Origin of the sequence: Stenotrophomonas acidaminiphila, assembly GCA_002951995.1 — a bacterium.
Classification (GTDB): domain Bacteria; phylum Pseudomonadota; class Gammaproteobacteria; order Xanthomonadales; family Xanthomonadaceae; genus Stenotrophomonas; species Stenotrophomonas acidaminiphila_A.
Window position 1 is genome coordinate 846,072 of the sequence record CP019797.1, and the last position, 25,236, is coordinate 871,307.

Below are 25,236 nucleotides of genomic sequence, written 5' to 3' on the forward strand. Positions count from 1 at the left end.
CGGCGTTCTCCTGGGACGCACTCGACCAGTATTGCAAGCCAGGGGCCGCCTCGCGCGGTCCCATGGCGTTTGCGGATGGCGGAAAACGCTCGTTGCCCCGCTCTTGTATCCATGGGCTGCGCATGCGCGCACACCGGCCATGACACCGCCATGACCTTCGCTACGTGAAGCGGGGTGGCGGATGCGCCTAAGGTGTGTGATGGCCGTGCCACCGGCAGGAAAAACGCGAGGAGAAAACGGGATGTTGCGAATGACGGGACAGGGGCGGCGCCGGGCGCTTGCAGTGGCGCTGGCGGCGTTCGCGGCGGTGGCGCAGGCGGCGGTGCCGGCACCGAAGGAGCACTTCGGCTTCACCATCGGCGATGACTACATGCTCGCCAACTACACCCAGACCGAAGCCTATTTCCGGAAGGTCGCGGCCACGTCGGACCGCTTCCGGCTGGTGGAGCTGGGCAGGACGTCGGAAGGGCGCCCGCAGCTGATGCTGATCGCTTCGGCGCCGGCCAACCTGGCGCGCCTCGACGAGTACCGCGCCATCTCCGAGCGACTGGCGCGGGCACGCGACGACGCTGCGGTCGCGCGCGGGCTGGCGGAGCAGGGCAAGGCGGTGGTGTGGATCGACGGTGGCCTGCATGCCAACGAAACGGTCGGTGCGCACCAGCTGATCGAGACCGTGTGGCAGCTGGCCAGCCGCGACGATGCCGAGACCCGTCGGATCCTCGACGACACCATCATCCTGCTGGTCCACGCCAACCCGGACGGGCAGGAGCTTTATTCGGACTGGTACATGCGCGAGCCGGTGCCGGCCAGGCGCGTGCTCGACAAGCCGCCGCGCCTGTACCAGAAGTACGCCGGCCACGACAACAACCGTGATTTCTACATGGCCGCGCTGCAGGAGACGCGCAACCTCAACCTGGCCATGTACACGCGCTGGTACCCGCAGATCGTCTACAACCACCACCAGACCTCGCCCAAGGGCACGGTCATCGTCATCCCGCCCTACCGCGATCCCTACAACTACAACATCGACGCGATGATCCCGGTCGGGCTGGAAGCGCTGGGCTCGGCGATGAACCTGCGTTACCTGCAGGAGGGCAAGCCCGGCGCGGTGTCCAAGGGGGGCAGCGTGTATTCCACCTGGTGGAATGGCGGCCTGCGCACCATGCCGTACTTCCACAACATGCTCGGCGTGCTGACCGAGATCACCGGCAACCCGACGCCGATGCAGATCCCGTTCCTGCCCGAGCGGCAGCTGCCGGACAGCAACCTGCCGGCACCGGTGCCGGCGCAGACCTGGCATTTCCGCCAGTCCATCGACTACAGCCTGACCGCCAACTGGGCATTGCTGGACTATGCCTCGCGCAATCGCGAGCAGCTGCTGTGGAACATCTACCGCATGGGCCGCAACGCCATCGAGCGCGGCAGCCGCGACACCTGGACCCCGCGCCCGAGTGCGCTGGCCGCCGCCCGCGTCGCGGCCGGCAAGGACGGCAAGCCTGCCGCGGAGCTTGATGCCGCCCAGGTCGACGCGCTGCTGCGCAGTCCGGACCAGCGGGATCCGCGCGGCTACATCATTCCGGCCGACCAGGCGGACTTCCCGACCGCGACGGCCTTCGTCAATGCGCTGCAGCTGGCGGGCGTGGAGGTGTCGCGCGCCAGCCGGCCGTTCGCGGTGGCCGGCCGCCGGTACCCGGCCGGCTCGTTCGTGGTCCGGGCCGACCAGGCCTTCCGGCCACACGTGCTGGACATGTTCGAGCCGCAGGACCATCCACATGACTTCGAGTGCGAGGGCGGTCCGCCGATCGCGCCCTACGACTCGGCCGGCTGGACGCTGGCCTTCCAGATGGGCGTGGCCTTCGACCGCGTGCTGGAGGGCTTCGACGGCCCCTTCGAGGCGCTGCCGGCCGGGCAGCTGCAGGTGCCGGCCGATGTGCCGGTGCCGGGTTCGGCCAATGGCTACCTGCTCGATGCGCGTGCCAACAACAGCGTGATCGCGGTCAATCGCCTGCTGAAGGCGGGCGTGCCGGTGCGGCGCCTGCAGGACCGCGACGGCGCCTTCTTCGTGCCGGTGGCCGCGCCCGAGGTGCTGACCACCGCCCTGCGCGGGACCGGGGTGCGGGCGCTTGCCGCCGACCGGCGCGTCACTGGCGGCGTGCCGGTGAAGGCGCCGCGGATCGCGCTGTGGGACCACTACGGCGGCTCCATGGTGTCCGGTTGGACCCGGCTGGTCCTGGACAGCTTCGGCTTCGACTATGAGGTGGTGTACCCGCGGCAGATCCTCGACGGCGACCTGCGCAGCCGGTTCGACGTGCTGATCCTGCCCAGTGGCGCGCTGCCGCTGCCGGCGGAGCTGGCGGTCGAGGGCCGGGCCGGTCGCGCCCCGGCCTCGCCGGATCCGGCCACCCTCCCGGCCGAGTTCCACCCGCTGCTGGGCGAGCTGCAGGGCGAGGCCGCGGTCGCGGCACTGCGCCGTTTCCTGCAGGCGGGCGGCCATGTCGTGGCGACCGGCTCGTCCAGCGGGCTGGCGCTGCAGTTGGGCCTGCCGCTGCGCAGCCACCTGCAGGTGGCCGGCGCCGATGGCCAGCCCAGGGCCCTGAGCCAGCGCGAGTACTACATCCCCGGCAGCGTGCTGCAGGTGGCGGTGGACAAGTCGCGCGCACTCAACTGGGGGCTGCCGCCGCGGCTGGACGTGTACTTCTCCGACGGCCGCTGGGACAATGCCCCGGTGTTCGACCTGCCGGCCGACCGCGCCGACATCCGTCCGCTGCTGCGCTTCGATACGGCCACCCCGCTGCGCAGCGGCTGGGCCTGGGGCCAGGAGTACCTGCAGGGCGGGGTGCTGGCCGCCGAGGCCGACGTCGGCGCCGGGCGCCTGACCTTCTTCGGCACGGACATCACCTTCCGCGCGCAGGCCCACGGCTCGTTCAAGCTGCTGTTCAACAGCCTGCTGCAGACCGCGGCAGACCCGCAATGAGGCGTCGGGGCCGGCCTGGCCCCCGCCGCCGCCGGCCAAGCATGGCCGGCAGCTGAAGCGCAAGGGGTGCGGCGCCCCCGGGACTTGCAAAGCCCCGGGAATGCTGACAGAATGCACGACCACTCGCGGGGCTCATGCTTGCATGGGCGCCGCAACCAGCGAAATGAAGGGCAGGACGCGCTTCGTATTCGCCAGACTAAGGACAGGTCGCGTGGGTCGCTCCAGGGCATCGGGGCGCTTTCTGCGCGTTTGTTTGCGTCTGGGGCGGGCCGGGAAACCGGGCCGCCTTGCTGTTTTGAAGGGATTCGCGCGCCGGCCGGGTGGTGTGGCCGCGCATTCATGGGGTCCGGTACACAAGAGGCCGGGCCTGTCGCTCTTTAGACCTATAGGAACACCGTCATGGCGGACCAAAAGATCCGGATTCGGCTGAAGGCGTTCGATCATCGCTTGATCGACCGCTCGGCCAGCGAGATCGTTGAAACGGCCAAGCGGACCGGCGCGCAAGTGCGTGGCCCGATCCCGCTGCCGACCAAGATCGAACGTTACACCGTTCTGGTTTCCCCGCACGTCGACAAGGACGCGCGTGACCAGTACGAAACCCGCACGCACAAGCGCGTGCTCGACATCGTCGACCCCAACGACAAGACCGTGGACGCGCTGATGAAGCTCGAACTGGCTGCCGGCGTCGACGTTCAGATCAAGCTGACCTGAGGACTGCGACCATGACGAAGAAGTATTCGTTGGGCTTCGTGGGCCGCAAGGCCGGCATGAGCCGCGTTTTCACCGAAGACGGCCAGTCCATCCCGGTGACCCTGATCGAAGCCACCCCGAACCGCATCGCGCAGGTCAAGACTGTCGAGACCGACGGCTACAGCGCCGTGCAGGTGACCGTTGGCGCCCGTCGCGCCGCCCTGGTGAACAAGCCGGAAGCCGGCCACTTCGCCAAGGCCAAGGTCGAAGCCGGCCGTGGCCTGTGGGAATTCCGCGTCGAGGACGCCCAGATCGGCGATTACGCCGTCGGTGGCGAAGTCAAGGCGGACATCTTTGCCGTTGGCCAGAAGGTCGACGTCCAGGGTGTCACCAAGGGCAAGGGCTTCCAGGGCACCATCAAGCGCTACAACTTCACCATGGGCGACGCCACCCACGGTAACTCGCTGTCGCATCGCGCGCCGGGTTCGTTGGGCCAGCGCCAGACCCCGGGTCGCGTTTTCCCGGGCAAGAAGATGGCCGGCCACATGGGTGCCGTGCAGCAGAGCACGCAGAACCTGGAAGTGGTCAAGGTCGACGTCGAGCGTGGTCTGATTGCCGTCCGTGGTGCCGTTCCGGGCGCTGCCGGTGGCGACGTGATCGTGCGTCCGGCGAGCAAGGCATAAGGAGAGATGACGATGGAACTCGTTATCACGGGTAGCAACAACAAGGTCTCGGTCTCCGAAGCCGTGTTCGGTCGCGATTTCAGCGAGGATCTGGTCCACCAGGTCGTCGTTGCCTACCGCAACGCCGCTCGCGCCGGTACCAAGGCACAGAAGACGCGCTCTGAAGTGGCCGGCACCACCAAGAAGTCGAAGAAGCAGAAGGGTGGTGGCGCTCGCCACGGTGCCCTGACCGCTCCGATCTTCGTCGGCGGTGGCGTCACCTTCGCGGCCAAGCCGCGCAGCTTCGAGCAGAAGGTCAACCGCAAGCAGTACCGCGCCGCCATGTGCGCCATCCTGTCCGAGCTGAACCGCCAGGGCCGCCTGACCATCGTCGAGTCCTTCGACGTGGAAGCGACCAGCACCAAGGGTCTGATCGGCAAGCTGGCTGGCCTGGAAGTGGGCAAGCGTCCGCTGATCGTCACCGAAGAGGCGTCCGAGCATCTGTACCTGTCGGCCCGCAACCTGCCCTACGTGCAGGTGCGTGACGTGCAGGGCCTGGATCCGGTCGCGCTGGTGGGTGCCGACACGGTCGTCATCACCGCCGATGCGGTCAAGAAGGTCGAGGAGTGGCTGGCATGAGCAGCAACGAAAAAATCTTCAGCGTGCTGCGCGCTCCGCGAGTCTCCGAAAAGACCGCGCGCCTGCAGGAACTCTCCAACCAGTACGTCTTCGAAGTCTCGAACGAAGCAACCAAGGCCGATGTGAAGGCCGCGGTCGAGCAGCTGTTCGACGTCAAGGTCGAGGCCGTCAACGTGGTCAACGTCAAGGGCAAGAGCAAGTCCTTCCGTAACCGCGCTGGCCGTCGCGGCGATTGGCGCAAGGCGTACGTGCGTCTGGCCGATGGCCAGTCCATCGATGTAACGGCCAAGGCCTGAGGTACATCCCATGCCATTGATGAAATTCAAGCCCACCTCCGCAGGCCGTCGTTCGGCCCTGCGCGTGGTCACGCCCGATCTGCACAAGGGCGCACCGCACGCGGCGCTGGTGGAGTCGCAGAGCAAGTCCGGTGGTCGCAACCACCATGGCCGCATCACCACCCGTCACGTGGGCGGTGGCCACAAGCAGCACTACCGCATCATCGACTTCAAGCGCAACAAGGAAGGCATTCCGGCGCGCGTGGAACGCATCGAATACGATCCGAACCGCACCGCCCACATCGCCCTGCTGTGCTACGTCGACGGTGAGCGCCGCTACATCATCGCCCCGAAGGGCCTGAAGGCGGGTGACCAGGTCATCTCCGGCGCGCATGCGCCGATCAAGACCGGCAACACCCTGCCGCTGCGCAACATCCCGGTCGGTACCACCATCCACGGCATCGAGCTGAAGCCGGGCAAGGGCGCCCAGATCGCCCGCGCCGCCGGTGCTTCGGTGCAGCTGGTGGCTCGCGAAGGCATCTACGCCACCCTGCGCCTGCGCTCGGGTGAAATGCGCAAGGTGCCGGTCGAGTGCCGCGCCACCATCGGTGAAGTCGGCAACGACGAGCACAACCTGGAGAAGCTGGGCAAGGCCGGCGCCAAGCGTTGGCGCGGTGTCCGCCCGACCGTCCGCGGTGCCGCCATGAACCCGGTGGACCACCCGCACGGTGGTGGTGAGGCCAAGGCCGGCCAGGGTAACCCGCATCCGGTCACCCCGTGGGGTGTCCCGACCAAGGGTTACAAGACGCGCCATAACAAGCGCACCCAGCAGTTCATCGTCCGCGATCGTAGGGGCTAATCGACCATGGCACGTTCACTCAAGAAGGGCCCGTTCGTCGATCACCACCTCGTCAAGAAGGTGGAGGCCGCTGCGGGCAGCAAGAAGCCGATCAAGACCTGGTCGCGCCGTTCGATGATCCTGCCGGAAATGGTAGGCATCACCATCGCCGTGCATAACGGCAAGAACCACGTACCGGTTCTCGTCAACGAGAACATGGTCGGCCACAAGCTCGGCGAATTCGCCATCACCCGGACCTTCAAGGGTCACGGTGCTGACAAGAAGTCGGGCAAGTAAGGAGAGATGACGATGGAAGCGAAAGCAATCCTGCGCACCGCGCGCATCTCCCCGCAGAAGGCCCGTCTGGTCGCTGACCAGGTGCGCGGCCTTCCGGCCGAGCGTGCGGTCAATCTGCTGAAGTTCTCGGACAAGAAGGCCGCCGCCCTCATCAAGAAGGTGGTGGAGTCGGCCATCGCGAACGCCGAGAACAACCAGGGCGCCGACGTCGATGAGCTGAAGGTCAAGACCATCATGGTTGATGAAGGTCCGAGCCTGAAGCGCTTCATGGCCCGCGCCAAGGGCCGCGGCACGCGCATTCTCAAGCGCACCAGCCACATCACCGTGGTCGTGGGCGAGGGCAAATAACGATGGGTCACAAAGTTCATCCGATTGGTATCCGCCTGGGCATCGCCAAGGACTGGAACTCCAAGTGGTACGCCAACAAGGCCGAGTTCGCCAGCTACCTGGCGGCCGACCTGAAGGTCCGCGAGATGCTTCGCAAGAAGCTGGCGCAGGCCGGTATCTCCAAGATCCTGATCGAGCGTCCGGCCAAGACCGCGCGCGTGACGATCCACACCGCCCGCCCGGGCGTGGTGATCGGCAAGCGTGGTGAGGACATCGAGAAGCTGCGCAAGGAAGTGAGCGAAGTGATGGGCGTCCCGGCGCACATCAACGTCACCGAAGTGCGCAAGCCGGAGCTGGACGCGCAGCTGGTCGCCGAGTCGATCGCGCAGCAGCTGGAGCGTCGCATCATGTTCCGCCGCGCGATGAAGCGTGCGGTCGGCAACGCGATGCGCCTGGGTGCCCTGGGCATCAAGGTCAACGTGGCTGGCCGCTTGAACGGCGCTGAAATCGCCCGTTCGGAGTGGTACCGCGAAGGCCGCGTGCCGCTGCACACCCTCCGCGCCGACATCGACTACGGTTTCGCTGAGGCCAGCACCACCTACGGCATCATCGGCATCAAGGTCTGGATCTACAAGGGCGAGGTCTTCGATTTCTCCCAGGTTGGCCAGGAAAAGCAGGACGACAGCCCGCGCAGCGATCGCAATGATCGTGGCGACCGTGCCGACCGTCCGTCGCGCCCGGCTCGTGAAGCGAGGTAACGGCAATGTTGCAACCCAAGCGAACCAAATACCGCAAGATGTTCAAGGGCCGCAACGACGGCCTGAGCTGGAGCGCCAATGCCGTCAGCTTCGGTGAGTACGGCCTGAAGGCCACCGCTCACGGCCAGCTGACCGCGCGCCAGATCGAAGCGGCCCGTCGTTCGATCAGCCGTTACGTCAAGCGTGGCGGCAAGATGTGGATCCGCGTTTTCCCGGACAAGCCCATCACCAAGAAGCCCATCGAAGTCCGAATGGGTGCCGGTAAGGGTGGCGTGGAGTACTGGGTCGCCCAGATCCAGCCGGGCCGCATGATCTATGAAATCGAGGGTGTTTCCGAGGAAGTGGCGCGCGAGGCGTTCCGCCTGGCGTCGGCCAAGCTCTCGGTCACCACTACTTTCGTGACCCGGACGGTGCGCTGATGGACATCAAACAACTCCGCGAGAAGTCGGCTGACGAACTGAAGGCCCACCTGGTCGACCTGCGCAAGGAGCAGTTCTCGCTCCGCATGCAGGCCGCCACCGGCCAGCTGCCGAAGACCCACGAAACCCGCCGGGTGCGCCGCGAGATCGCTCGCGTCAAGCACCTGATCGGCAGCACGAAGTAAGGATGGCTGCGATGAGCGAAAATACTGAAAGCAAGACGCTGCGCACGGTCGAAGGTCGTGTCGTCAGCAACAAGATGGACAAGACGGTCACCGTGTTGGTGGAGCGCCAGGTCAAGCACGCCCTGTACGGCAAGTACATCAAGCGCTCGACCAAGCTGCACGCTCACGACGCCGAGAACACCTGCAACGAAGGTGATTTCGTGCGTGTGACCGAGATTGCGCCGCTGTCCAAGACCAAGAACTGGCGGGTGGTGGAAATCATCACCCGCGCAGCGAAATAAGGAGCCTGAATCATGATTCAGATGCAGAGCTACCTCGACGTCGCTGACAACTCCGGTGCCAAGGAAGTGATGTGCATCAAGGTGTTGGGCGGCTCGAAGCGCCGTTATGCCCACATCGGCGACATCATCAAGGTCACCGTGAAGGACGCGATTCCGCGCGGCAAGGTCAAGAAGGGCGAAGTGTACGACGCCGTCGTGGTGCGTACCCGCAAGGGTGTGCGTCGCGCCGACGGTTCGCTGATCCGTTTCGACGGCAACGCCGCGGTCCTGCTGAACAACAAGCAGGAGCCGATCGGCACCCGTATCTTCGGGCCGGTGACCCGTGAACTTCGTTCCGAGAAGTTCATGAAGATCGTCTCGCTCGCTCCCGAAGTGCTGTGAGCGACAGGAGATAATCATGGCTAACCGTATCAAGAAGGGCGACCAGGTCGTCGTCAACACCGGCAAGGACAAGGGCAAGCAGGGCGAAGTCGTCCGCGTCGACGGCGACCGCGTGGTCGTCGCCAACGTGAACATCGTCAAGCGCCACACCAAGCCGAACCCGCAGGCAGGCGTTGCCGGCGGCGTGGTCGAGCGTGAAGCTTCGATCCATATCTCCAACGTCAATGTCCTGAACCCGGCTTCGGGCAAGGGCGAGCGCGTTGGCTTCAAGGTGCTGGAGGATGGACGCAAACTGCGTGTGTTCCGCTCCAGCGGTGAGGCGATTGACGCCTGAGGAATGAGCTGATGACTTCCCGTCTCGAAAAAATCTACAAGGAAGAAGTGGTGCCGGCGCTGATGAAGCAGTTCGGCTACACCAATCCGATGGAAGTGCCGAAGCTGGTCAAGATCACCGTCAACATGGGCGTCGGCGAAGCCGCGACCAACAAGAAGGTGCTCGAGAACGCCGTGGCCGACATGACCAAGATCACCGGCCAGAAGCCGGTGGTCACCAAGTCGCGCATCTCGGTGGCCTCGTTCAAGATCCGCGATGGCTGGCCGATCGGTTGCAAGGTCACCCTGCGCCGCAACACCATGTTCGAATTCCTGGATCGCCTGATCAACATCTCGCTGCCGCGCGTGCGTGACTTCCGCGGCGTGTCGGGTCGTTCGTTCGACGGTCGCGGCAACTACAACATGGGCGTGAAGGAACAGATCATCTTCCCGGAAATCGACTTCGACGCCGTCGACGCGATCCGCGGCATGGATATCGCCATCACCACCACCGCCAAGACCGACGCGGAAGCGAAGGCGCTGCTGGCAGCGTTCAAGTTCCCGTTCCGTAACTGATCCGTCGAGGAAACCGAAATGGCAAAGACCTCCATGGTCAACCGCGACATCAAGCGGGAAAAGCTGGCCAAGAAGTACGCCGACAAGCGTGCGGCTCTGAAGAAGATCGTGTCCTCGGTGGACGCGAGCTACGAAGAGAAGATCGAAGCCGCGGCCAAGCTGTCCAAGCTGCCGCGCGATTCGTCGCCGAGCCGCCAGCGCAACCGCTGCGAACTGTCGGGCCGCCCGCGTGGCGTGTACCGCAAGTTCGGCCTGGGCCGCAACAAGCTGCGCGAAGCCACCATGCGTGGCGACGTGCCGGGCCTGCGCAAGGCCAGCTGGTAACAGACCTCCGCGCCGGGCCGCAAGGCCCGGCCGGCGGGCCGGCAGGGTGACCTGCCGGCAAGACAGGGAGTCCGACGCAAGTCGGACTTTTTGTCGTATACTCCCGCGTCTTGCCCGGCCGGAATTGCGGGTGACGTTGGAAAAGGGCCCCGGCCCATCCCGGGAAAACTCGAGATTTTCGCGAAAGCGGATATCGGTGCACTCAAAGGTATACACATGAGCATGACTGATCCCATCGCCGACCTGCTGGTCCGCATCAAGAATGCGGCCGCGGTTGGCAAGCAGACGGTGAAGGCACCGTCGTCCAAGATCAAGGTGGCGATTGCCCAGGTCCTGAAGGACGAGGGTTACATCACCGACCTGCGCGTCAACCAGCTGGACAACAACAAGGCCGAGCTGGAAATCGTCCTCAAGTACTTCGAGGGCAAGCCGGTCATCGCGACCCTGAAGCGCTACTCGCGTTCGGGCCTGCGCCAGTACCGTGGCAAGAGCGAGCTGCCGAAGGTCCTCAACGGCCTGGGCATTGCCATCATTTCCACCTCCAAGGGCATCATGACCGATGCGCAGGCGCGCCAGCAGGGCGTCGGCGGTGAAGTCCTGTGCTTCGTGGCCTAAGCGAGAAGGAGTAGAACATGTCCCGCGTAGCCAAGAAGCCGATCAACCTGCCCAAGGGCGTTGAACTGAACATCCAGCCGGAATCCGTGAGCGTGAAGGGCCCGAAGGGCACCCTGTCGCTGAACAAGTCCGCTGGCGTTGAAATCACCATCGACAATGGCGTCGTCACGCTGAATCCGAAGGACATCTCCTTCGATGCGCTGACCGGCACCGTGCGTTCGATCCTGGCCAACATGGTCAAGGGCGTGTCCGAAGGCTTCGAGAAGAAGCTGGAGCTGGTGGGCGTGGGTTACCGCGCTGCCATGCAGGGCAAGGACCTGAACCTGTCGCTGGGCTTCTCGCACCCCGTCGTGTTCGTGGCGCCGGAAGGCATCACCCTGGCCACCCCGACGCAGACGGAAATCGTCGTGCAGGGCGCGGACAAGCAGGTGGTCGGCGAAGTCGCCGCCAAGATCCGTGGCTACCGCCCGCCGGAGCCCTACAAGGGCAAGGGTGTGAAGTACGCCGGTGAGAACATCATTCGCAAGGAAGCCAAGAAGGCCTAATTCCTAGGTTTTCAGCTTTCGAGGATAAAGATCATGAACAAGAACATCGCTCGCCTGCGTCGCGCCAAGTCGACCCGTTCGCACATCCGCACCCTGGGCGTGCCGCGCCTGTCGGTGCTGCGCACCGGCCAGCACCTGTACGCGCAGGTCTTCACCGCCGACGGCTCGAAGGTGCTGGCTGCCGCCAACACCACCCAGGCCGACGTCAAGGACGGTCTGAAGAACGGCAAGAACGCCGACGCCGCCGCCAAGGTGGGCCGCATCGTCGCCGAGCGCGCCAAGGCCGCCGGCGTCGAGAAGGTTGCCTTCGACCGCTCGGGCTACCGCTACCACGGCCGCATCAAGGCCCTGGCGGACGCCGCGCGCGAGGCCGGCCTGCAGTTCTAAGGGATCCGGGCAGGGGGCCGATGGCCTCCTGCCCACCCGCTCGCCGGCCTGAGCGAGGCCGGACGGCGCCGTTCTTCTGCAGCGGCCCACCGGAACAACGCGTCATTCCACAACCATAAGCGGCCCCGAGCCGTACATACCCAACAACCAAGGAATCAACATGGCAGAAGAACGTCAGCAGCGGGGTCGCGACCGCGACCGCAACCGCGAAGAGAAGATCGACGACGGCATGATCGAGAAGCTGGTCGCGGTCAACCGCGTCAGCAAGACCGTCAAGGGTGGCCGCCAGTTCACCTTCACCGCCCTGACCGTGGTCGGCGACGGCGAAGGCAAGGTCGGTTTCGGCTATGGCAAGGCGCGCGAAGTGCCGGTCGCCATCCAGAAGTCGATGGAGCAGGCCCGCAAGAACCTGGTCAACGTCGACCTGAACAACGGCACCCTGTGGCATCCGGTCAAGGACGGCCACGGCGCCGCCCGCGTGTTCATGCAGCCCGCCTCGGAAGGTACCGGCGTGATCGCCGGCGGTGCCATGCGCGCCGTCCTGGAAGCGGTTGGCGTGAAGAACGTGCTGGCCAAGGCCACCGGTTCGCGCAACCCGATCAACCTGGTCCGCGCCACCGTGAAGGGCCTGGCGGGCATGCAGTCGCCGGCGCGCATCGCGGCCAAGCGTGGCAAGAAGGTGGAGGAACTCAACCATGGCTAATGAGTCCAACAAGACCGTGAAGGTGCGCCTGGTGCGCGGCCTGCGTGGAACCCAGTCGCGCCACCGCCTGTCGGTGCGTGCCCTGGGCCTGAACAAGCTCAACGATGTGCGTGAACTGAAGGACAGCCCGCAGGTTCGCGGCCTGATCAACAAGGTTCAGTACCTCGTCCAGGTTGAGGAGTAATCGACCATGACTCTGCGTCTCAATGAACTGAGCCCGGCTCCGGGCGCCCGCACCGAGCGCACCCGCGTCGGCCGCGGTATCGGCTCGGGCCTGGGCAAGACTGCCGGCCGCGGCCACAAGGGTTCGTTCGCCCGCAAGGGTGGCGGCAAGATCAAGGCCGGCTTCGAAGGCGGCCAGACCCCGATGCAGCGCCGTCTGCCGAAGATCGGCTTCCGTTCGCCGATCGCCAAGGACACCGCTGAAGTGCTGCTGTACCAGCTGGACAAGCTGCCGGCCGGCGAGATCGATTTCGCCGCCCTGCGTGCCGCCAAGCTGGTTCCGAGCACCGCCAAGAAGGCCAAGATCGTCGTCAAGGGCGAAGTGACCAAGGCGTTCACCCTGAAGGGCGTCGCCGCCACGGCCGGTGCCAAGGCCGCGATCGAAGCTGCCGGCGGCAGCGTACAGGAGTAACGGGAACATGGCGCAAGCTGGCATCGGTAACCTCGCGGGCGGAATGGGCAAGTTCACTGAACTTCGCCAGCGTCTTCTGTTCGTAGTCGGGGCATTGCTCGTCTATCGCATCGGCTGCTACGTGCCGGTGCCGGGCGTCAATCCCGATGCCATGCTTGCGCTGATGCAGGCGCAGGGCGGCGGTATCGTGGACATGTTCAACATGTTCTCGGGCGGCGCCCTGCACCGTTTCAGCATCTTCGCGCTGAACGTGATGCCGTACATCTCGGCATCGATCGTGATGCAGCTGGCGGTCCACATCTTCCCCGCGCTCAAGGCGATGCAGAAGGAAGGCGAGTCGGGCCGCCGCAAGATCACCCAGTATTCGCGCATCGGCGCCGTGCTCCTGGCCATCGTGCAGGGCGGCTCCATCGCGCTGGCACTGCAGAACCAGGTGTCCCCGGGTGGCGCACCGGTCGTCTACGCGCCGGGCATGGGCTTCGTGCTCACCGCCGTGGTCGCGCTGACCGCCGGCACCATCTTCCTGATGTGGGTCGGCGAGCAGGTCACCGAGCGCGGCATCGGCAATGGTGTCTCGCTGATCATTTTCGCCGGCATCGTCGCCGGCCTGCCGGCCGCGGTCATCCATACCCTGGATGCGTACCGCGACGGCAACATGAGCTTCATCTCGCTGCTGCTGATCGTCATCGTGGTGCTGGCGTTCACCTATTTCGTGGTGTTCGTCGAGCGCGGCCAGCGCCGGATCACGGTGAACTACGCGCGCCGCCAGGGCGGTCGCAACGCGTACATGAACCAGACCTCGTTCCTGCCGCTGAAGCTGAACATGGCGGGCGTGATCCCGGCGATCTTCGCCTCCAGCATCCTGGCCTTCCCGGCCACGCTGGCGATGTGGTCCGGCCAGGCCAGCTCCGCCACCTGGTTGCAGAAGGTGGCCAATGCGCTGGGCCCGGGCGAGCCGCTGCACATGATCGTGTTCGCTGCGCTGATCACCGGTTTCGCGTTCTTCTATACCGCGCTGGTGTTCAATTCGCAGGAAACCGCCGACAACCTGAAGAAGTCGGGCGCGCTGATCCCGGGCATCCGTCCGGGCAAGGCCACCGCCGAGTACATCGACGCGGTGCTGACCCGCCTGACCGCGGCCGGCTCGCTGTACCTGGTGATCGTCTGCCTGCTGCCGGAACTGATGCGCACCCAGCTCAATGCGTCGTTCTACTTCGGCGGCACCTCGCTGCTGATCGTGGTGGTGGTGGTGATGGACTTCATCGCCCAGGTGCAGGCGCACCTGATGTCGCACCAGTACGAGAGCCTGCTGAAGAAGGCCAACCTGAAGGGCGGCAACCGCGGCGGTTTTGCGCGCGGCTGATTCCCCGGCTATACTTTCCGCTTCATAGCGAGAAGGCCGCCCTGGTTCCCGGGGCGGGCCTTCAAGACAGAAGGGCGGCCCCTGCAGCGGTTCCGGGTGGGGGTGTGATGTGGCTGTTCCGCGCGGGAGTAGCGCGGGCGGCTCGGAGAGCGATCTCCCTGCCAGGCACATCCGGCGCCGGAGCATGGGCACACTCCCCACGCCGGGCTCATGGAACCTTGTGTTCCACGGGCTTCCAAGCAAACCGGGACCTTGTTAGAATCGCTAGTTCACTTTTTTGATCCATCCTGCCGGAATGGCGCGCCACGCGGTGCGCATTCGGCCATCACTCAGCTGGAGAACCGCGTCATGGCGCGTATTGCAGGCGTCAACCTGCCAGCCCAGAAGCACGTCTGGGTCGGGTTGCAAAGCATTTACGGCATCGGCCGTACCCGCTCGAAGAAGGTCTGCGAAGCCGCAGGCGTTACTTCGACCACCAAGATCCGCGACCTGTCGGAGCCGGAAATCGACCGTCTACGCCTCGAAGTGGGCAAGTACATCGTCGAAGGCGACCTGCGTCGTGAAGTCGGCATCGCCATCAAGCGCCTGATGGACCTGGGCTGCTACCGCGGCCTGCGTCACCGTCGCGGCCTGCCGCTGCGTGGTCAGCGCACCAAGACCAATGCACGCACCCGCAAGGGTCCGCGCAAGGCGCTTAAGAAGTAAGGGACCTAGAAAATGGCTAAGCCCGCTGCTGCTAAGACCAAGAAGAAGATCAAGCGCGTCATCACCGACGGCGTCGCCCACGTCCACGCTTCTTTCAACAACACCATCGTGACCATCACCGACCGCCAGGGTAATGCACTGTCCTGGGCGACCTCCGGTGGTGCCGGCTTCCGCGGTTCGCGCAAGTCGACTCCGTTCGCTGCGCAGGTCGCCGCCGAGAAGGCCGGCAAGGCCGCGCTGGACTACGGCGTGAAGTCGCTGGAAGTCCGCATCAAGGGTCCGGGTCCGGGCCGTGAGTCGGCCGTGCGTTCGCTGAACAACGTCGGCTACAAGATCACCAACATCATCGACGTGACGCCGATCCCGCACAACGGGTGCCGTCCGCCGAAGAAGCGTCGCGTCTAAAGGAGCGATAAGAAATGGCTCGTTATATCGGTCCTACCTGTAAGCTCGCCCGTCGCGAAGGCGCCGACCTGTCGCTGAAGAGCCCGGCCCGTGCGCTGGACTCCAAGTGCAAGCTGGAGCAGAAGCCCGGCCAGCATGGCGCCACCGCCCGCAAGGGCAAGCTGTCCGACTACGCCACCCAGCTGCGCGAGAAGCAGAAGGTCAAGCGCATCTACGGCCTGCTGGAGCGCCAGTTCCGCAACTACTACAAGAAGGCCTCGACCAAGAAGGGCAACACCGGCGAGAACCTGCTGCAGCTGCTGGAAACCCGCCTGGACAACGTCGTCTACCGCATGGGCTTCGCCGTGACCCGTCCCGCTGCGCGCCAGCTGGTCTCGCACCGCGGCGTCACCGTGAACGGCAAGTCGGTCAACCTGGCCTCGTACCAGGTCAAGGCCGGCGACGCGATCGCCCTGTCGGAAAAGGCTGCCAAGCAGCTGCGCGTCCAGGAAGCCCTGACCATCGCCGAACAGCATGACCTGAGCCCGTCGTGGGTCGAAGTCGATTCGAAGAAGTTCAGCGGCGTGTTCAAGGCCGTGCCGGATCGCGCCGACCTGCCGGCGGACATCAACGAAGCGCTGATCGTCGAGCTGTACTCGAAGTAATTCACATTGGAGAACCCCCGGCGACGGCCGGGGGTTCACTAGGAGAACCCGCAACATGACGGTTACCGCCAACCAGGTTCTGCGTCCCCGCGGTCCGCAGATCGAACGCCTTACCGACACCCGCGCCAAGGTCGTTATCGAGCCCTTGGAGCGGGGTTACGGGCATACGCTGGGCAATGCCCTGCGTCGCGTGCTGCTGTCGTCCATCCCGGGCTTCGCCATCACGGAAGTCGAGATCGACGGCGTGCTGCATGAGTACACCACGGTCGAAGGGCTGCAGGAGGACGTGCTCGAAGTCCTGCTCAACCTGAAGGACGTGGCCATCCGCATGCATTCCGGCGACAGCGCCACCATCTCCCTGTCCAAGCAGGGGCCGGGTGTGGTGACTGCCGCTGACATCAAGGTCGACCACAACGTCGAAGTCCTCAACGGCGAGCAGGTCATCTGCAACCTGACCAAGGACACGGCGATCAACATGCGCCTGAAGGTCGAGCGTGGCTTCGGCTACCAGCCGGCGGCCTCGCGTCGTCGTCCGGACGAAGAAACCCGCGCCATCGGCCGCCTGGTCCTGGACGCCTCGTTCTCGCCGGTCCGCCGCGTCGCCTACGCCGTGGAAGCGGCCCGCGTCGAACAGCGCACCGACCTGGACAAGCTGGTCATCGATATCGAAACCAACGGCACGATCGACGCCGAGGAAGCCGTCCGCACCGCGGCCGACATCCTCAGCGACCAGCTGTCGGTGTTCGGTGACTTCACCCACCGCGACCGCGGTGCGGCCAAGCCGGCCAACAACGGCGTGGATCCGGTGCTGCTGCGCCCGATCGACGACCTGGAGCTGACCGTGCGTTCGGCCAACTGCCTGAAGGCCGAAAGCATTTACTACATCGGCGATCTGATCCAGAAGACCGAAGTGGAGCTGCTCAAGACCCCGAACCTCGGCAAGAAGTCGCTGACCGAGATCAAGGAAGTGTTGGCCCAGCGTGGCCTGTCGCTCGGCATGAAGCTGGAGAACTGGCCGCCGGCCGGCGTCTCCGCCCACGGCATGCTGGGCTGAGCAAACCCTGTTTCCCCGCATGGGCGACCATGCGGGGAACGGCATGAAGCAGTACCCGCGCCGATGGCTTGAAAGCCACGGTGCCGGTCGTCCAGGGAACGGGGCGGCCAGGACCACCCGCAGTCCACAGCAGCAACGCCAGGAAGGCGACAACGATGTCCAACGAACCACCATTGACCAAGGAATAGACCCATGCGCCACCAGAAGTCGGGCCGCAAGTTCAACCGCACCAGCGCCCACCGCGAAGCGATGTTCAAGAACATGGCCGCCTCGCTGTTCAAGCACGAGCTGATCAAGACCACCCTGCCGAAGGCCAAGGAACTGCGCCGCGTCGCCGAGCCGCTGATCACCGTGGCCAAGGTCGACTCCGTCGCCAACCGCCGCCTGGCCTTCGCCCGCCTGCGTGACAAGGAAGCCGTCGGCAACCTGTTCACCGTGCTGGGCCCGCGCTATGCCACCCGTCCGGGCGGCTACCTGCGCCTGCTGAAGTGCGGCTTCCGCGCCGGCGACAACGCGCCGATGGCCTACGTCGAGCTGGTGGACCGCCCGGCCGTCGTTGCCGAGGAAGTGGCCGAGTAATCGCGCCTTTCCGCAACGCGCTGCAACGAAAAGCCCGGCACTGCCCGGGCTTTTCGCTTTTCCGGGGCCGGGGCCGCAGGGGGCATTCGGCCGCGCATGCGCGCTGCCCGCGTCGTGCGCGCGACCGGGGCCTCGGGGCGAACTGCCGGCGATGGCACGGCGCGACGGCTGCAGGGTGCGCATGCCGGGTCACCGGCGCGGTGATGCTGCCGTGCGGCGGCCGGCCTGTTACGCTTGCAGGATCAGTGATCCCGGAATGACATGATGAATCCTTTGCGGTGGAGCTTCCGCGCGCAGTGCCTGCTGGGCTTCCTGGCCTGCGCGGGCCTTCTGGCGTTCGCCATCTGGATGCAGCTGGAAATGGGCCTGGAGCCTTGTCCGCTGTGCATTTTCCAGCGCATCGCTTTCGCCGCGCTGGGATTGGTGTTGCTGTTGGGTGCACTGCACGGGCCGTCCACGCGCGGTGGCCGCGGCTTCTACGGCGCGCTGGCGTTCATCGCCGCGGCCGTGGGTGCCGGCATCGCCGGGCGCCACGTCTACGTGCAGCTGCTGCCGAAGGACCTGGGCAGCAGCTGCGGCCCGCCGTTGAGTTTCCTCAGCGAGACCATGGGGCCGTTCGAGGTGTTCCGTACCGTGCTTACCGGCACCGGCGACTGCGGCAACATCGACTGGACGTTCCTCGGCCTGAGCATGCCGATGTGGAGCCTGGTGTGGTTCGCGCTGCTCGGGGCGTGGGCGCTGTATGCCGGCCTGCGCGCGCGCCGGACGCGCCTGTTCTGAGTCCGCCTGTTTTCCGCTGTATTCCCCCCCCGCATCGCCACGGTAACCGCATGAACCTGTCCCCGTCCTTGTCCCCGGCCGCCACTGCATCGCACTGGGCGCCGGACAGCTGGCGTGGGCGCCCGGCGCTGCAGATGCCGACCTACCCCGATCCGCAGGCGCTGGAGGCTGCGCTGGCGCAGCTGCGGCAGCTGCCGCCACTGGTGACCTCGTGGGAGATCCTGGCGCTGAAGCAGCAGCTGGCCGAGGCGCAGGAGGGCGAGCGCTTCCTGCTGCAGGGGGGCGATTGCGCGGAGAATTTCGCCGACTGCGAGTCCGCCACGATCTCCAACCGGCTCAAGGTGCTGCTGCAGATGAGCCTGGTGCTGGTGCACGGGCTGCGCAAGCCGGTGATACGGGTGGGGCGTTTCGCCGGCCAGTATGCCAAGCCGCGCTCGGCCGACACCGAGACCCGGGGCGGTGTGACCCTGCCCAGCTACCGTGGCGATGTGATCAACGCGCCGGAGTTCACCGAGGCCGCGCGCGTCCCGGATCCGCAGCGGATGATCATGGCGCATTCGCGCTCGGCGCTGACCATGAACTTCGTGCGCGCCCTGATCGACGGCGGGTTCGCCGACCTGCACCACCCCGAGTACTGGAACATGGACTGGGTGGGGTGCTCGCCGCTGGCGGCCGAGTACCAGAAGATGGTGGGCTCCATCGGCGATGCGGTGCGGTTCATGGAAACGCTGTCCGGTGCCCGGGTGCACAACCTCAACCGGGTCGATTTCTATACCTCGCACGAAGCGCTGCTGCTGCCCTACGAGCAGGCGCTGACCCGGCAGGTGCCGCGCCAGCATGGCTGGTTCAACCTGAGTACGCACTACCCGTGGATCGGCATGCGCACCGCGGCGCTGGAGGGCGCGCACGTGGAGTACCTGCGCGGCGTGCGCAACCCGATCGCGATCAAGGTGGGCCCCTCGGTACAGCCGGATCAACTGCTGCGCCTGATTGACGTGCTCAACCCCGACGACGAGCCCGGCCGCCTGAGCTTCATCCACCGCATGGGCGCGGCGCAGATCGCCGACAGGCTGCCGCCGCTGCTGGATGCGGTGAAGCGCGACGGCCGCCGCGTGCTGTGGGTCTGCGATGCGATGCACGGCAACACCGAGAGCACCAGCAACGGCTACAAGACCCGCCGTTTCGACAACGTCCTGGCCGAGGTCGAGGCGTCGTTCGACCTGCATGCGGCGGCCGGCACCCGGCTGGGCGGCGTGCACCTGGAGCTCACCGGCGAGGACGTGACCGAGTGCACCGGCGGCGCGCGCGAGCTGACCGACCGCGACCTGGAGCGCGCCTACCGCTCCACGGTCGACCCGCGGCTGAACTACGAGCAGTCGCTGGAGATCGCCATGGCGATCGTGCGCAAGCGGCAGCAGGGCGCGGACGCATCCTAGCGCGGGCGTGGTTTCCCCGCGGCGCCGGCGGCAGCCTGCCGGCCGCACTGCGGGCACGCAGCGGCCGGCGCGGCGGCATGCGCCCATCCGCGGCATGACATCGCGATCATGGCCCCTGGTGCATCCTGTGCGGCACATCCTTTCGTATCCCTGGAGGGCACGCAACGATGGCCGACTGGACCGTCATCCGCGCCTACGCATTGCCGCTGGGAGCGGCGATTGTCGCCGGCTTCGTGGTATGGACGCTGATGCTGTGGCTGTTCCGCCGCACCCGCGGGCGTGATTACCGGCGCGCGCGCATCGTGCGCGTGGTAAGCCTGCCGCTGGCGTTCTTCCTGCCACTGCTGTTCCTGTGGATGGCGCTGGGCGCCACGCCGCTGGAGGGGCAGTCGCTGCAGGTCATGCAGCGCCTGCTGCACGTGGGCGTGGTGGCGTGCCTGACCTGGCTGCTGGTGCGCGCGGTGGCGGCCGGCGAGCGCGCGATCCTGCGCAACCACCCGATCGAGGTGGCGGACAACCTCGCCGCGCGCCGCGTCCAGACCCAGACCCGGGTGCTGAGCCGGGTGTTGATGGGCGTGATCGTGCTGTTCGGCGTGGCGACGGTGCTGCTGACGTTCCCGCAGGCGCGGCAGGTCGGCAAGACCCTGCTGGCCTCGGCGGGCATCGTCGGGCTGGTGGCCGGCATCGCCGCCAAGCCGGTGTTCGGCAACCTGATCGCCGGCCTGCAGATCGCGCTGACGCAGCCGATCCGGCTCGATGACGTGGTGATCGTCGAGGGCGAGTGGGGCCGCATCGAGGAAATCGGCAGCTCCTACGTGGTGGTGCGGATCTGGGACGAGCGGCGCATGGTGGTGCCGCTGTCATGGTTCATCGAGAACCCGTTTCAGAACTGGACCCGGCGCAGCGCCGACCTGCTGGGAACCGCGTTCCTGTGGCTGGACTACCGTACCCCGGTGGCGGCGGTACGCGCCGAGCTCGAGCGCATCTGCAGGCAGTCGCCGTTGTGGGACGGCCGCGTCTGCGTGACCCAGGTGACCGATACCAGCGAGCAGGCGATCCAGGTGCGGCTGCTGGTGAGCGCGCGCAACTCCGGCGATGCCTTCGACCTGCGCTGTATCGTGCGCGAGCGCATGGTCGACTTCCTGATGCGCGAGCATCCCGCGGCGCTGCCACGGCTGCGCGCAGAGATCGGGCGCCAGCCCGGGGCGCCACCGCGGGCCCGGCAGGGCGACCCGGGGGACATCCGTTCGCCCGGTGCCGAGGACGGCGCACCGGCGTGAGTGCCGGCCCCGCCACAGTCACCGTCAACGGGCGTGCGCGGTGTCCGCGAACGCCGGCGCGCGGCGCGCCCGCGTCAGCTGTTCGTAGGCGTGCCCCAGCTCCAGCAGGCGCGGCTCGCTCCAGGCGGTTCCCATGAACAGCAACCCCAGCGGCAACCCGCCGGCGTGGCCCATGGGCACGCTCAGGCTGGGGTAACCGGCCACGGCGGCGGCGCCGTAGCTGCCACCAGGGTAGGCATCGCCCTGGCCGGGGGTGGTGCGCCAGGCGGCGCCGGTGGTGGGCGCGACCAGTGCATCGAGCCGGTGCGCACGCAGGGTGGCGTCGATGCCCTCCGGGCCGGCGAGCCGGCGGGCGCTGCCGCGCGCGGCGATGTAGGCGGGGTCGTTGAGCGGGCCGGACTGTTCGGCCTGCAGCAGCAGCTCCTGGCCGAACAGGTGCAGTTCCTGCGAGGCGTGGGCCTGGTTGAAGGCGATCAGGGCGGCGAGCGAATCGACCGGCGTCCGCCATTGCTGGAAATACCGGTTCAACCCGTTCTTGAATTCGTACAGCAGCACCGTCTGCTCATGCTGTTCCCAGGCGCCTTCATCCGGCAACGTGGTTTCGACGACGGTGGCTCCGGCCGCGCGCATCGCCGCCACGGCCTGGTCCAGCACCGGCTTTATCTCCGCGCGCTCGGCAAGCGCGTTGCGCAGCACACCGATGCGCGCGCCGCGCAATGCATCCGGGCGCAGGCGCGCGCCATAGTCGTACACGGCCCGCCCGGGCATCGCCGCGGTCGCGGGATCGGATTCGTCGCGCCCGGCGATCGCGCCCAGCAGCAGCGCGGCATCGGCGACGCTGCGGGTCATCGGTCCGGCGGTGTCCTGGCTGAAGGAGATCGGGATGATGCCGTCGCGACTGACCAGGCCGACCGTGGGCTTGAGTCCGACGATGCCGTTCACCGCGGCCGGGCAGACGATGCTGCCGTCGGTTTCGGTGCCGATGGCGGCCACGGCCAGGTTGGCGGCGACGGCCACGGCGCTGCCGGAGCTGGAGCCGCACGGGTTGTGGTCCAGCGCGTACGGGTTGCGGGTCTGCCCGCCCACCGCGCTCCAGCCCGACGTCGAGCCACTGGAGCGGAAATTGGCCCACTCGCTCAGGTTGGTCTTGCCCAGGATCACCGCGCCGGCGTCGCGCAGGCGCTGCACCAGGAACGCATCGCGCCGCGGGCGGAACGTCTTCAGCGCCAGCGAACCGGCGGTGTTGTGCATGGGCGTGGCGGCGATGTTGTCCTTGAGCAGGATCGGCATGCCGTGCAGGGGGCCGCGGATGCGCCCGGCGCGGCGTTCGGCATCGCGCTGCGCCGCTTCGCGCCGCGCGGCCGGGTTGATCTCGATCACCGAGCGCAGCGCCGGGCCGGCGCGGTCCAGCAGCGCGATGCGGCGCAGGTAGGCATCGGTGAGGGTGACGCTGTCGAGCTCGCCGGCGGTCATCCGCGCCTGCAGTTCGGCGATGCCCGCCTCCTGGAAGGGGAACGGCGGTTCGCCGGCCGGTGTGTCGCTGGCGGCGCCGTCGCAGGCGCTGCACAGCACCGCCGCCAGGAGGGGCAGGAGCAGTCGGGAGCAGGTCGGGAGGGCGCGCATGCCGCGCAGGCTATCGGGCCGGCCTGGGCTTGGCAAACGGGCGGATGGGGCGCCCGTGCGGAGGCGACCGGCGGCGGGCTTGGGGCCCCGTGCCGGCGCCATGTCCGGGGGGCTTCAGCGGGCCGCTGGCGGACGCCGCTTGCCGATATCCCGGGCAAGCACCCAGACCACCACCAGGTTGACGCCCAGCAGCAGCCACGAGGCCCAGCCGGGGTGGCGGATGATGGCGTAGACATCCAGCGGCAGGTACAGCGCGGCGGAGATGCAGCCCAGCCACGATGCCCAGGCGCGCGCGCGCCACAGGCCCCAGGCTTCCAGCGACCGCAGCAGGCCGTAGGCGACCAGGGCGAGGGCGCCGACATGCACGGTGTCGGGCGTGATCATGTCCAGCAGCGTCGAGGACGAACCGTGTTCGGGATCGCCGCCGACGTGCCGGATCAGGGTGTTGACGAAGGTGCGCAGGGGGGCGGGCCCGGAGAACTCCAGGCCCGCGGCGGCCAGAAAGGCCAGTACGGCCTTGACCGCTTCCAGCAGGGCGATGGCGGCAAGTCCCGGATGCGCGTGCGGATCCGGGTTGTAGGGCTTGCGCGCGGACAAGGCGATCAGCCGGCGCGGGAGGCGCGCTTGCGATCGCTTTCGGTCAGGAACTTCTTGCGCAGGCGGATTTCCTTCGGGGTGACTTCCACCAGCTCGTCGTCCTCGATGAAGTCCAGCGCCTGCTCCAGCGAGAACTTCAGCGCCGGGGTCAGCTTGATCGCGTCGTCCTTGCCCGAAGCGCGCATGTTGGTCAGCGGCTTGGTCTTGATCGCGTTGACCGTCAGGTCGTTGTCCTTGGAGTGGATGCCGATCAGCTGGCCTTCGTAGACCTGGTCGCCTTCGGCGGCGAACAGGCGGCCGCGCTCTTCCAGCGGGCCCAGCGCATAGGCCGGGGTCGGGCCGGGGGCGTTGGCGATCATCACGCCGTTGAGGCGCTTGGCGATGGCGCCCTGTTCCTTCGGGCCGTAGTGGTCGAACACGTGGAACAGCAGGCCCGAACCCTGGGTCAGGGTCTTGAACTCGTTCTGGAAGCCGATCAGGCCGCGCGCCGGGATCTTGAAGTCCAGGCGCACGCGGCCCTTGCCGTCGGGCTCCATGTTCTCCAGCAGCGCCTTGCGGGTGCCCAGCTTCTCCATCACGCCGCCCTGGTGCTGCTCTTCGATGTCGATCACCAGCTGTTCGATCGGCTCCATCAGCTGCCCGTCGATTTCCTTGATGATGACTTCCGGGCGCGACACGGCCAGCTCATAGCCTTCGCGGCGCATGGTTTCGATCAGCACCGACAGGTGCAGCTCGCCGCGGCCGGAGACCAGGAACTTGTCGGCGTCCTCCAGCTGCTCGACCTTCAGCGCGACGTTGTGCACGGTCTCGCGCTCCAGCCGCTCCTTGAGCTGGCGGCTGGTCAGGAACTTGCCGCCGGACAGGTCCTTGTTGCCGGCGAACGGCGAGTTGTTGACCTGGAAGGTCATCGAGATGGTGGGTTCGTCCACGGTCAGCGGCGGCAGCGCCTCGGGGGCTTCCAGCGCGCACACGGTGTCGGAGATGGTCAGCTCCTGGATGCCGGAGATGGCGACGATGTCGCCGGCCTGGGCCTCCTCGACCTCGATCCGCTCCAGGCCCATGAAGCCCAGCACCTGCAGCACCTTGCCCTGGCGCTTGTTGCCCTCGCGGTCGATGACGATGACCGGCTGGTTCTTGCGGACCTTGCCGCGCTGGATGCGGCCGATGCCGATCACGCCGACGAAGTTGTTGTAGTCCAGCTGGCTGATGCGCATCTGGAACGGGCCCTCGGCCTCGACTTCCGGCGCCGGCACGTACTTCATGATCGCTTCGTACAGCGGGGTCATGTCGCCGTCGCGCACGGTGTCTTCCATGCCGGCGTAGCCGTTCAGGCCCGACGCGTAGACGATCGGGAAATCCAGCTGCTCATTGGTGGCGCCCAGCTTGTCGAACAGGTCGAACACCTGGTCGATCACCCAGTCCGGGCGCGCGCCCGGGCGGTCCACCTTGTTGACCACGACGATCGGCTTGAAGCCCATCGCGAAGGCCTTCTGGGTGACGAAGCGGGTCTGCGGCATCGGGCCGTCCATCGCGTCGACCAGCAGCAGCACCGAGTCCACCATCGACAGCACGCGCTCCACCTCGCCACCGAAGTCGGCGTGCCCGGGGGTGTCGACGATGTTGATGCGGTTGCCGCGCCAGTTGATGGCGGTGTTCTTGGCCAGGATGGTGATGCCGCGTTCCTTTTCCTGGTCGTTGCTGTCCATCACGCGCTCTGCCAGCACCGTGCGCTCGGACAGGGTGCCAGACTGCTTCAGCAACTGGTCGACAAGGGTGGTCTTGCCATGGTCGACGTGGGCGACGATGGCGATGTTGCGAAGGTTTTCGATGGACATGCGAAAGACGGCCAGCCGGTGCCGTGAATGGGGAAAAGAAGTCCAACATTATACGGGCATGCGGCCGATTCGCGAAAAGGGGCCGTGAAGGCCGCCGGGACGGGCGTTCAGCC

Annotated in this window: 34 protein-coding genes; 31 read left to right on the forward strand and 3 right to left on the reverse strand. The window is 66.6% G+C overall.

What is annotated here, in order from left to right; genetic code table 11:
• Positions 1-250: 250 nt before the first annotated feature.
• The 31 genes from B1L07_03640 to B1L07_03790 all read left to right on the forward strand — a co-directional run bounded on the left by B1L07_03640 (position 251) and on the right by B1L07_03790 (position 21,068).
• Positions 251-2,974: a peptidase gene (locus tag B1L07_03640; protein ID AUZ54353.1), complete on the forward strand. Its 2,724-nt coding sequence runs from the start codon at positions 251-253 to the stop codon at positions 2,972-2,974.
• A 399-nt stretch (positions 2,975-3,373) separates the two neighbouring features.
• On the forward strand, positions 3,374-3,685 hold the full coding sequence (locus tag B1L07_03645; GenBank protein AUZ54354.1) for a 30S ribosomal protein S10: 312 nt from the start codon (positions 3,374-3,376) through the stop codon (positions 3,683-3,685).
• Between the two features lie 11 nt (positions 3,686-3,696).
• Entirely contained in the window at positions 3,697-4,347 is a 651-nt protein-coding gene (locus B1L07_03650; protein AUZ54355.1) for a 50S ribosomal protein L3, read from the forward strand.
• Positions 4,348-4,359: 12 nt separating this feature from the next.
• Positions 4,360-4,965 (forward strand): 50S ribosomal protein L4, encoded by a 606-nt coding sequence (locus tag B1L07_03655; GenBank protein ID AUZ54356.1) that lies wholly within the window; start codon positions 4,360-4,362, stop codon positions 4,963-4,965.
• Entirely contained in the window at positions 4,962-5,261 is a 300-nt protein-coding gene (locus tag B1L07_03660; protein ID AUZ54357.1) for a 50S ribosomal protein L23, read from the forward strand. The genes B1L07_03655 and B1L07_03660 overlap by 4 nt, the downstream gene beginning before the upstream one ends.
• Before the next feature lie 10 nt (positions 5,262-5,271).
• Complete coding sequence (locus B1L07_03665) at positions 5,272-6,099, forward strand: 50S ribosomal protein L2 (GenBank protein ID AUZ54358.1); 828 nt, start codon at positions 5,272-5,274, stop codon at positions 6,097-6,099.
• A 6-nt stretch (positions 6,100-6,105) separates the two neighbouring features.
• Positions 6,106-6,375 (forward strand): 30S ribosomal protein S19, encoded by a 270-nt coding sequence (locus B1L07_03670; GenBank protein AUZ54359.1) that lies wholly within the window; start codon positions 6,106-6,108, stop codon positions 6,373-6,375.
• A 12-nt stretch (positions 6,376-6,387) separates the two neighbouring features.
• The gene (locus tag B1L07_03675) at positions 6,388-6,723 is read left to right on the forward strand and encodes a 50S ribosomal protein L22 (GenBank protein ID AUZ54360.1); all 336 of its coding nucleotides are present in this window, start codon (positions 6,388-6,390) and stop codon (positions 6,721-6,723) included.
• Between the two features lie 2 nt (positions 6,724-6,725).
• The gene (locus B1L07_03680; protein ID AUZ54361.1) at positions 6,726-7,460 is read left to right on the forward strand and encodes a 30S ribosomal protein S3; all 735 of its coding nucleotides are present in this window, start codon (positions 6,726-6,728) and stop codon (positions 7,458-7,460) included.
• A 5-nt stretch (positions 7,461-7,465) separates the two neighbouring features.
• A complete protein-coding gene (locus tag B1L07_03685) occupies positions 7,466-7,879 on the forward strand; it encodes a 50S ribosomal protein L16 (protein ID AUZ54362.1) in 414 nt (137 codons plus the stop codon).
• A complete protein-coding gene (locus B1L07_03690; protein ID AUZ54363.1) occupies positions 7,879-8,064 on the forward strand; it encodes a 50S ribosomal protein L29 in 186 nt (61 codons plus the stop codon). The genes B1L07_03685 and B1L07_03690 overlap by 1 nt, the downstream gene beginning before the upstream one ends.
• Before the next feature lie 11 nt (positions 8,065-8,075).
• Positions 8,076-8,345, forward strand: a complete 270-nt coding sequence (locus B1L07_03695) for a 30S ribosomal protein S17 (GenBank protein AUZ54364.1) — start codon at positions 8,076-8,078, stop codon at positions 8,343-8,345.
• A gap of 12 nt (positions 8,346-8,357) precedes the next feature.
• Entirely contained in the window at positions 8,358-8,726 is a 369-nt protein-coding gene (locus B1L07_03700) for a 50S ribosomal protein L14 (GenBank protein AUZ54365.1), read from the forward strand.
• Positions 8,727-8,742: 16 nt separating this feature from the next.
• The gene (locus B1L07_03705; GenBank protein ID AUZ54366.1) at positions 8,743-9,060 is read left to right on the forward strand and encodes a 50S ribosomal protein L24; all 318 of its coding nucleotides are present in this window, start codon (positions 8,743-8,745) and stop codon (positions 9,058-9,060) included.
• A gap of 11 nt (positions 9,061-9,071) precedes the next feature.
• Positions 9,072-9,614, forward strand: coding sequence for a 50S ribosomal protein L5 (locus B1L07_03710; GenBank protein AUZ54367.1), 543 nt, complete (start codon positions 9,072-9,074; stop codon positions 9,612-9,614).
• 18 nt (positions 9,615-9,632) lie between these two features.
• On the forward strand, positions 9,633-9,938 hold the full coding sequence (locus B1L07_03715) for a 30S ribosomal protein S14 (GenBank protein AUZ54368.1): 306 nt from the start codon (positions 9,633-9,635) through the stop codon (positions 9,936-9,938).
• Positions 9,939-10,154: 216 nt separating this feature from the next.
• On the forward strand, positions 10,155-10,553 hold the full coding sequence (locus tag B1L07_03720; GenBank protein AUZ54369.1) for a 30S ribosomal protein S8: 399 nt from the start codon (positions 10,155-10,157) through the stop codon (positions 10,551-10,553).
• A 17-nt stretch (positions 10,554-10,570) separates the two neighbouring features.
• Positions 10,571-11,098, forward strand: a complete 528-nt coding sequence (locus B1L07_03725) for a 50S ribosomal protein L6 (protein AUZ54370.1) — start codon at positions 10,571-10,573, stop codon at positions 11,096-11,098.
• A 33-nt stretch (positions 11,099-11,131) separates the two neighbouring features.
• Positions 11,132-11,485, forward strand: a complete 354-nt coding sequence (locus tag B1L07_03730) for a 50S ribosomal protein L18 (GenBank protein AUZ54371.1) — start codon at positions 11,132-11,134, stop codon at positions 11,483-11,485.
• Between the two features lie 160 nt (positions 11,486-11,645).
• Positions 11,646-12,188, forward strand: coding sequence for a 30S ribosomal protein S5 (locus tag B1L07_03735; protein ID AUZ54372.1), 543 nt, complete (start codon positions 11,646-11,648; stop codon positions 12,186-12,188).
• Positions 12,181-12,372, forward strand: a complete 192-nt coding sequence (locus B1L07_03740) for a 50S ribosomal protein L30 (protein AUZ54373.1) — start codon at positions 12,181-12,183, stop codon at positions 12,370-12,372. Before B1L07_03735 ends, B1L07_03740 begins: the two co-directional genes overlap by 8 nt.
• Positions 12,373-12,378: 6 nt before the next feature.
• Complete coding sequence (locus tag B1L07_03745) at positions 12,379-12,822, forward strand: 50S ribosomal protein L15 (GenBank protein AUZ54374.1); 444 nt, start codon at positions 12,379-12,381, stop codon at positions 12,820-12,822.
• A gap of 7 nt (positions 12,823-12,829) precedes the next feature.
• On the forward strand, positions 12,830-14,185 hold the full coding sequence (locus tag B1L07_03750; protein ID AUZ54375.1) for a preprotein translocase subunit SecY: 1,356 nt from the start codon (positions 12,830-12,832) through the stop codon (positions 14,183-14,185).
• A 348-nt stretch (positions 14,186-14,533) separates the two neighbouring features.
• Positions 14,534-14,890, forward strand: a complete 357-nt coding sequence (locus B1L07_03755; GenBank protein ID AUZ54376.1) for a 30S ribosomal protein S13 — start codon at positions 14,534-14,536, stop codon at positions 14,888-14,890.
• A 12-nt stretch (positions 14,891-14,902) separates the two neighbouring features.
• Complete coding sequence (locus B1L07_03760) at positions 14,903-15,295, forward strand: 30S ribosomal protein S11 (GenBank protein AUZ54377.1); 393 nt, start codon at positions 14,903-14,905, stop codon at positions 15,293-15,295.
• 14 nt (positions 15,296-15,309) lie between these two features.
• Complete coding sequence (locus B1L07_03765; GenBank protein ID AUZ54378.1) at positions 15,310-15,939, forward strand: 30S ribosomal protein S4; 630 nt, start codon at positions 15,310-15,312, stop codon at positions 15,937-15,939.
• 55 nt (positions 15,940-15,994) lie between these two features.
• Entirely contained in the window at positions 15,995-16,993 is a 999-nt protein-coding gene (locus B1L07_03770) for a DNA-directed RNA polymerase subunit alpha (protein AUZ54379.1), read from the forward strand.
• 192 nt (positions 16,994-17,185) lie between these two features.
• Positions 17,186-17,572, forward strand: coding sequence for a 50S ribosomal protein L17 (locus tag B1L07_03775; GenBank protein ID AUZ54380.1), 387 nt, complete (start codon positions 17,186-17,188; stop codon positions 17,570-17,572).
• 264 nt (positions 17,573-17,836) lie between these two features.
• On the forward strand, positions 17,837-18,352 hold the full coding sequence (locus tag B1L07_03780) for a disulfide bond formation protein B (GenBank protein AUZ56442.1): 516 nt from the start codon (positions 17,837-17,839) through the stop codon (positions 18,350-18,352).
• A gap of 50 nt (positions 18,353-18,402) precedes the next feature.
• A complete protein-coding gene (locus tag B1L07_03785) occupies positions 18,403-19,788 on the forward strand; it encodes a 3-deoxy-7-phosphoheptulonate synthase (protein AUZ54381.1) in 1,386 nt (461 codons plus the stop codon).
• 167 nt (positions 19,789-19,955) lie between these two features.
• A complete protein-coding gene (locus tag B1L07_03790) occupies positions 19,956-21,068 on the forward strand; it encodes a hypothetical protein (GenBank protein ID AUZ54382.1) in 1,113 nt (370 codons plus the stop codon).
• A gap of 24 nt (positions 21,069-21,092) precedes the next feature.
• Here B1L07_03790 and B1L07_03795 read toward each other — a convergent pair whose 3' ends face one another.
• The 3 genes from B1L07_03795 to B1L07_03805 form a co-directional block, all read right to left on the reverse strand.
• Positions 21,093-22,691 carry an amidase gene (locus tag B1L07_03795; protein ID AUZ54383.1) on the reverse strand — a complete coding sequence of 533 codons (1,599 nt, stop codon included), beginning with the start codon at positions 22,689-22,691 and terminating at the stop codon, positions 21,093-21,095.
• 114 nt (positions 22,692-22,805) lie between these two features.
• On the reverse strand, positions 22,806-23,288 hold the full coding sequence (locus B1L07_03800) for a hypothetical protein (GenBank protein ID AUZ54384.1): 483 nt from the start codon (positions 23,286-23,288) through the stop codon (positions 22,806-22,808).
• 5 nt (positions 23,289-23,293) lie between these two features.
• The gene (locus B1L07_03805; GenBank protein AUZ54385.1) at positions 23,294-25,123 is read right to left on the reverse strand and encodes a GTP-binding protein TypA; all 1,830 of its coding nucleotides are present in this window, start codon (positions 25,121-25,123) and stop codon (positions 23,294-23,296) included.
• Positions 25,124-25,236 lie beyond the last annotated feature (113 nt).